This is a genomic window from Nocardiopsis listeri, from assembly GCF_020741345.1.
Lineage (GTDB): Bacteria > Actinomycetota > Actinomycetes > Streptosporangiales > Streptosporangiaceae > Nocardiopsis > Nocardiopsis listeri_A.
In genome coordinates this window covers 1-4592 of the sequence record NZ_DYZD01000151.1, presented here as the reverse complement: position 1 = coordinate 4592, position 4592 = coordinate 1, and the positions used below count along the sequence as shown (strand labels likewise).

General features: G+C 68.8%; 3 protein-coding genes and 1 pseudogene. 1 reads left to right on the top strand and 3 read right to left on the bottom strand.

Features of this window, described 5'->3' with window-relative positions:
* The 3 genes and pseudogenes from K8V84_RS08675 to K8V84_RS08665 all read right to left on the bottom strand — a co-directional run.
* A pseudogene (locus tag K8V84_RS08675) lies at positions 1 to 223 on the bottom strand (serine/threonine protein kinase); the annotation flags it as partial.
* A gap of 246 nt (positions 224 to 469) precedes the next feature.
* Positions 470 to 2275 (bottom strand): glycoside hydrolase family 15 protein, encoded by a 1806-nt coding sequence (locus K8V84_RS08670; protein ID WP_304072770.1) that lies wholly within the window; start codon positions 2273 to 2275, stop codon positions 470 to 472.
* A gap of 381 nt (positions 2276 to 2656) precedes the next feature.
* The gene (locus K8V84_RS08665; protein ID WP_304072767.1) at positions 2657 to 3334 is read right to left on the bottom strand and encodes a hypothetical protein; all 678 of its coding nucleotides are present in this window, start codon (positions 3332 to 3334) and stop codon (positions 2657 to 2659) included.
* A 155-nt stretch (positions 3335 to 3489) separates the two neighbouring features.
* Here K8V84_RS08665 and K8V84_RS08660 point away from each other — a divergent pair.
* Positions 3490 to 4592, top strand: a 1103-nt coding sequence (locus tag K8V84_RS08660; RefSeq protein ID WP_304072765.1) for a PLP-dependent aminotransferase family protein, incomplete at its 3' end; no start/stop codon positions are given.

Here is a 4592-nt window from a genome sequence, read left to right as displayed (position 1 = left end):
GGATCACCACGTTGGGGTGCCCCGCCAATCGCGCGGTCAGCCGTGCCTCGCGACGGAACCGGGCCGCGACCTCGTCGGAGTCCGCGCGTCCGGGTTGGATCAGCTTCACCGCCACCGGCCGGTCCAACAGCTCGTCCACGGCCTGCCAGACCTGGCCCATCCCGCCCGCGCCCAGCTTGGACAGAAGGCGGTATCGGCCGCCCAGGACCCTCTCCTCCGGCACGCGTGACCCCCTGCGATCGGACTGAAAAACCCTCGCCCCTGACCGATGGCGGTCACGATGGCCTACGGGGCGTAAGCGTACAACCGCTCCCGACACGGTGTTCGGAGTGCCCGCGGGCACCCGGGTCCGCTGGAGTCCCCGTGAGGGATGGAGCGCCGCAGCGTCGAGCCCGATCCCCCAGGTCGAACCCACGACGAACGCCCCCGTACGCCGAGCGTACGAGGGCGTCCCGATCCTCCACGACCACTACTCCGCGCGCCAGCCGCCCTGGCGGTCCTCCAGGTTCAGCGCCGTGGTCACCAGTGGCACGTGGCTGAAGGCCTGCGGGAAGTTGCCGACCTGCCGCCCCGCCCGCGGGTCCCATTCCTCGGCCAGCAGACCCACGTCGTTGCGCAATGACAGCAACCGTTCGAACAACTGCTTGGCCTCCTCCTGGCGACCGATGGACAGCAGCGCGTTGGCCATCCAGAAGCTGCACGCCAGGAAGGCGCCCTCGTCACCGGGCAGTTGGTCGGCGGAGTCCTCCAGGTCGGTGCGGTAGCGCAGCACGAACCCGTCCACCATCAGGTCCTTGCGGACCGCGTCGATGGTGCCGATGACCCGGGGGTCGTCGTAGGGCAGGAACCCGACCTCGGGGATGAGCAGCAGGGCGGCGTCCAGCTCTTTGCTGCCGTAGTACTGGGTGAAGGTGTTGCGCTGCGGGTCGTAGCCGTATTCGCACACCTCGGCGTGGATGGTGTCGCGCAGGGCCGTCCACCGTTCGATGGGACCCTCCTTGCCGAACTCCTCGATGCTGCGCACGGCGCGGTCGGCCGCCACCCATGCCATCACCTTGGAGTGCACGAAGTGCTGCCGCGGCCCGCGTACCTCCCACAGGCCCTCGTCGGGTTCCTCCCAGCACCACTCCAGGTAGTTGACCAGGGACCTTTGCAACCCCCACAGGTGGTCGCCGCCACGGATCCCGGATCGTCTGGCCAGGTGCAGCACGTCCATGACCTCGCCGTACACGTCGAGCTGGTACTGGCCCACGGCGGCGTTGCCGATCCGTACCGGGCTGGAACCCTCGTAGCCGGGCAGCCAGTCGGCCTCCCACTCGGTGAGCCGTCGTTCACCTCGGATGCCGTACATGATCTGCATCAGCTGGGGTTCGCCCGCGACCGCACGGACCAGCCACTCGCGCCAGGCCTGCGCCTCGTCCTTGTAACCGGAGCGGATGAGGGCTTCCAGCGTGATGGTGGCGTCGCGCAGCCAGCAGTACCGGTAGTCCCAGTTGCGGACCCCTCCGATGTCCTCGGGCAGGGAGGAGGTGGGAGCGGCGACGATGCCGCCCGTGGGCTGGTAGGTGAGGGCCTTGAGCACGATGAGGGAGCGCACCACGGCCTCCCGGTAGGGGCCTTCGTACCTGCACTGGCTGACCCACTGTTCCCAGAAGCGCTCGGTGCGCGAGAGCGCCTTCTCGGCGTCCAGGTGGTCGGACTCCTCGATCTGGGAGGGGTGCCAGGTCATCACGAAGGGGATCCGCTGGCCCTCGTTGACGGTGAAGGTGGCGTCGTGGGTGAAGTTGTGCCCCTTGAGGTGGACGGGGCTGCTGAGCCAGACGGCGTCGGGTCCGGCGATGGCGACCAGTTCGGCGCCGGTCCGGTGCACCCAGGGGACGACGTGCCCGTAGTCGAAGCGGATGCGCAGCTCCGTGCTCATCTTCACGGTGCCGCGCACACCCTCCACGATCCGCACGATGTGCGGGGCGCCGCCGCGCGGTGGCATGAAGTCGATGACCCGCACCGTGCCGGTGTCGGTGTCCCATTCCTGTTCGAGGATGAGGGTCTGGCCCCGGTAGCGGCGCCGGTCGGCACGGGCGGTGCCGCCGGCGGGGCGCAGGCTCCACAGGCCGTTCTGTTCGTCGCCCAGCAGGGCCGCGAAGCAGGCGGCGGAGTCGAAGTCGGGCAGACACGCCCAGTCCATGGAACCGTCGCGACCGACCAGCACGGCTGTCTGCATGTCGCCGATCATTGCGTAGTCTTCAATCCGGCCGGGCACGCGGCACACCCCCATCACGTCGTCACGAGTACGCGGTAGGCGCCGATGCCCCCGACCGAACAAGGGGTCTCGCGCCGTCGCGAACCGCTGCGCGCGCGTCCGTGCGCACGCCCCCTCGGGGTTTTGTCGCCCGACCTCTCCACAGGTCGGGGCGCCGTTCGGACCACTGTCCCCCCGGTCGTCCGTCGCTGCCTTACCCGGTTATGTGCCCAGGTGAGGGCGGCCGAAAAGAACGGTGGGAGAAAGTGCCGAACTCGGCCCTCGCCGTTTACCGCGATCCCCATCCTCCACGCTCCATGCGGCCGTTGCCACCCATGAGTGCACGTGCATATGCCAGTGCGTGGAAGTATGGGATGAAATGGGGAGTTTTTCCCTAGAGAAGTTATGTCGTGGTGATCATCGATGCGCCTGCTCCGGATTCCCTTCGCCGGGGGAGGCCGGCTCCGGCATTCGCATCATCGGCAGGAACACCTGCGCCAGGGGGCCGATGGCCACCATGAACACCACGGTGCCGATCCCCACCGTGCCGCCCAGCAGGAAACCGGCCAGCGCCACGGTCAGTTCGATGAGCGTGCGGGCGAGTCGAACCGAGAGTCCGCGCGCGGCCAGCCCGGTCATGAGTCCGTCCCGAGGTCCGGGCCCCAGCCCGACCCCGATGTAGCAGCCGGTCCCCACCGCGCACACCAGCACGCCACCCACCAACAGCGACACCCGCCAGAACATGAGGTCGGTGGTGGGCAGCAGCCACAGGGACAGGTCCGTCGAGAGTCCGATCACGACAACGTTGCTCAGCGTGCCGATCCCGGCCTTCTGGCGCAGCGGGATCCACAGCAGCATCAGCAGTGCGCCGATGATCACGCTCCAGGTGCCGATCGTCAGCCCCGTCTGCAGGGACAGACCCTGGTGCAGCACGTCCCAGGGCGTCGCGCCGAGGTCGGAGCGGATCAGCATGGCGCCGCTGAGTCCGAACAGGTACAGACCCAGGTAGAGCTGGGTCAGACGGCGCAGACGCGGTCGCGGCAGCGCGGGGGTGATCAGGACCCTGGACACCAGGGTGCGGACCGTACTGGACACGGCCTTCCTTTCGAAGTCATCTCAGACGGGTCATCCTGTCATTGGATGACAACCGACCTGGGGGAGCCACATCGGTATCGTGGACCAAGAAATCCCGGAAATGAAGAGCCAATCAGGACAAGTGGTCTGAATCAGACCCACCGAGGTGGACCCCCTTGGCAAAACCGCGCAGTGACCGTCCCGGAACAGGAGGCGGAACCCGCAGGATCAACGGGCGTCTGCTCGCCCGTCTCATCGGCGAGGCGCCCGTCGAACGCCCCTACTACCTTGCCATCGCCCACGCCATCAGCGGCCTGGTCCTGGACGGTCGTGTGCCCACTCACACCCGCCTGCCCGCCGAACGCGACCTGGCCACCGCCCTGGGGCTGAGCCGCAACACCGTCACCGCCGCCTACGCCTGGCTGCGCGACAACAGCTACCTCGACAGCAGGCAGGGCGCCGGGAGTTGGACGGTCCTGCCCGACTCCGGAACCCGCGAACCCTCCCCGTTCGCGCCGGCCACCGAGCACATCGACCTCGGGGTGGCCGCCCCGCCCGCCGTGGAAGGACTGCGCGAGGCATCCTTCCACGCCTCCGAACAGCTCGCCGCGCACGTCGCCGGCATGGGCTACTACCCCTATGGGCTGCCCGAACTACGCCACGCCATCGCCCGACGCTACGTCGAGCGCGGGCTGCCCACCACACCCGAACAGATCTTCGTCACCAACGGTGCGCAACAGGGCATCACCCTGGCCATGGACCTCCTGGTCCAGGAGGGCGACCAGGTGCTGCTGGAGTCGCCCACCTACCCGCACGGGCCGGACGCCGCGCGCCGCAACGGGGCGCGCATCCGCACCACCGGGGTGACCCCGCAGGGGTGGGACATGGAGTATCTGGTGGACGCGTTCCGCCAGTGGAAACCGGCCGTGGCGTACACGGTGGCCGACTTCCACAACCCCACCGGCGCGCTCATGGACGACGACGAACGAAGCGTCCTGGTCCGGGAGGCGCGCCGTGCCAACACCCACCTCATCGTCGACGAGTCCGCGGCGGAACTGGCCATCGACTCGGGCGACCTGCCCGCCCCGGTGGCCTCCCACGACACCGACGGGCGGGTGCTGACGGTGGGGTCGGTGGCCAAGCTGTTCTGGGGCGGACTGAGGGTGGGCTGGGTGCGCGCCACCCCGCCGATGGTGACCCGATTGATGCAGGTGCGCCAACGCTTCGACCTGGCCGGTTCGGTGCACGACCAGCTCACCGCCACGCACCTGCTCGCGGA

What these genes read in the sequence shown, in the direction of transcription:
- K8V84_RS08670 (WP_304072770.1), bottom strand. Translation starts at nt 2,275, where the DNA reads ATGGGGGTGTGCCGCGTGCCCGGCCGGATTGAAGACTACGCAATGATC.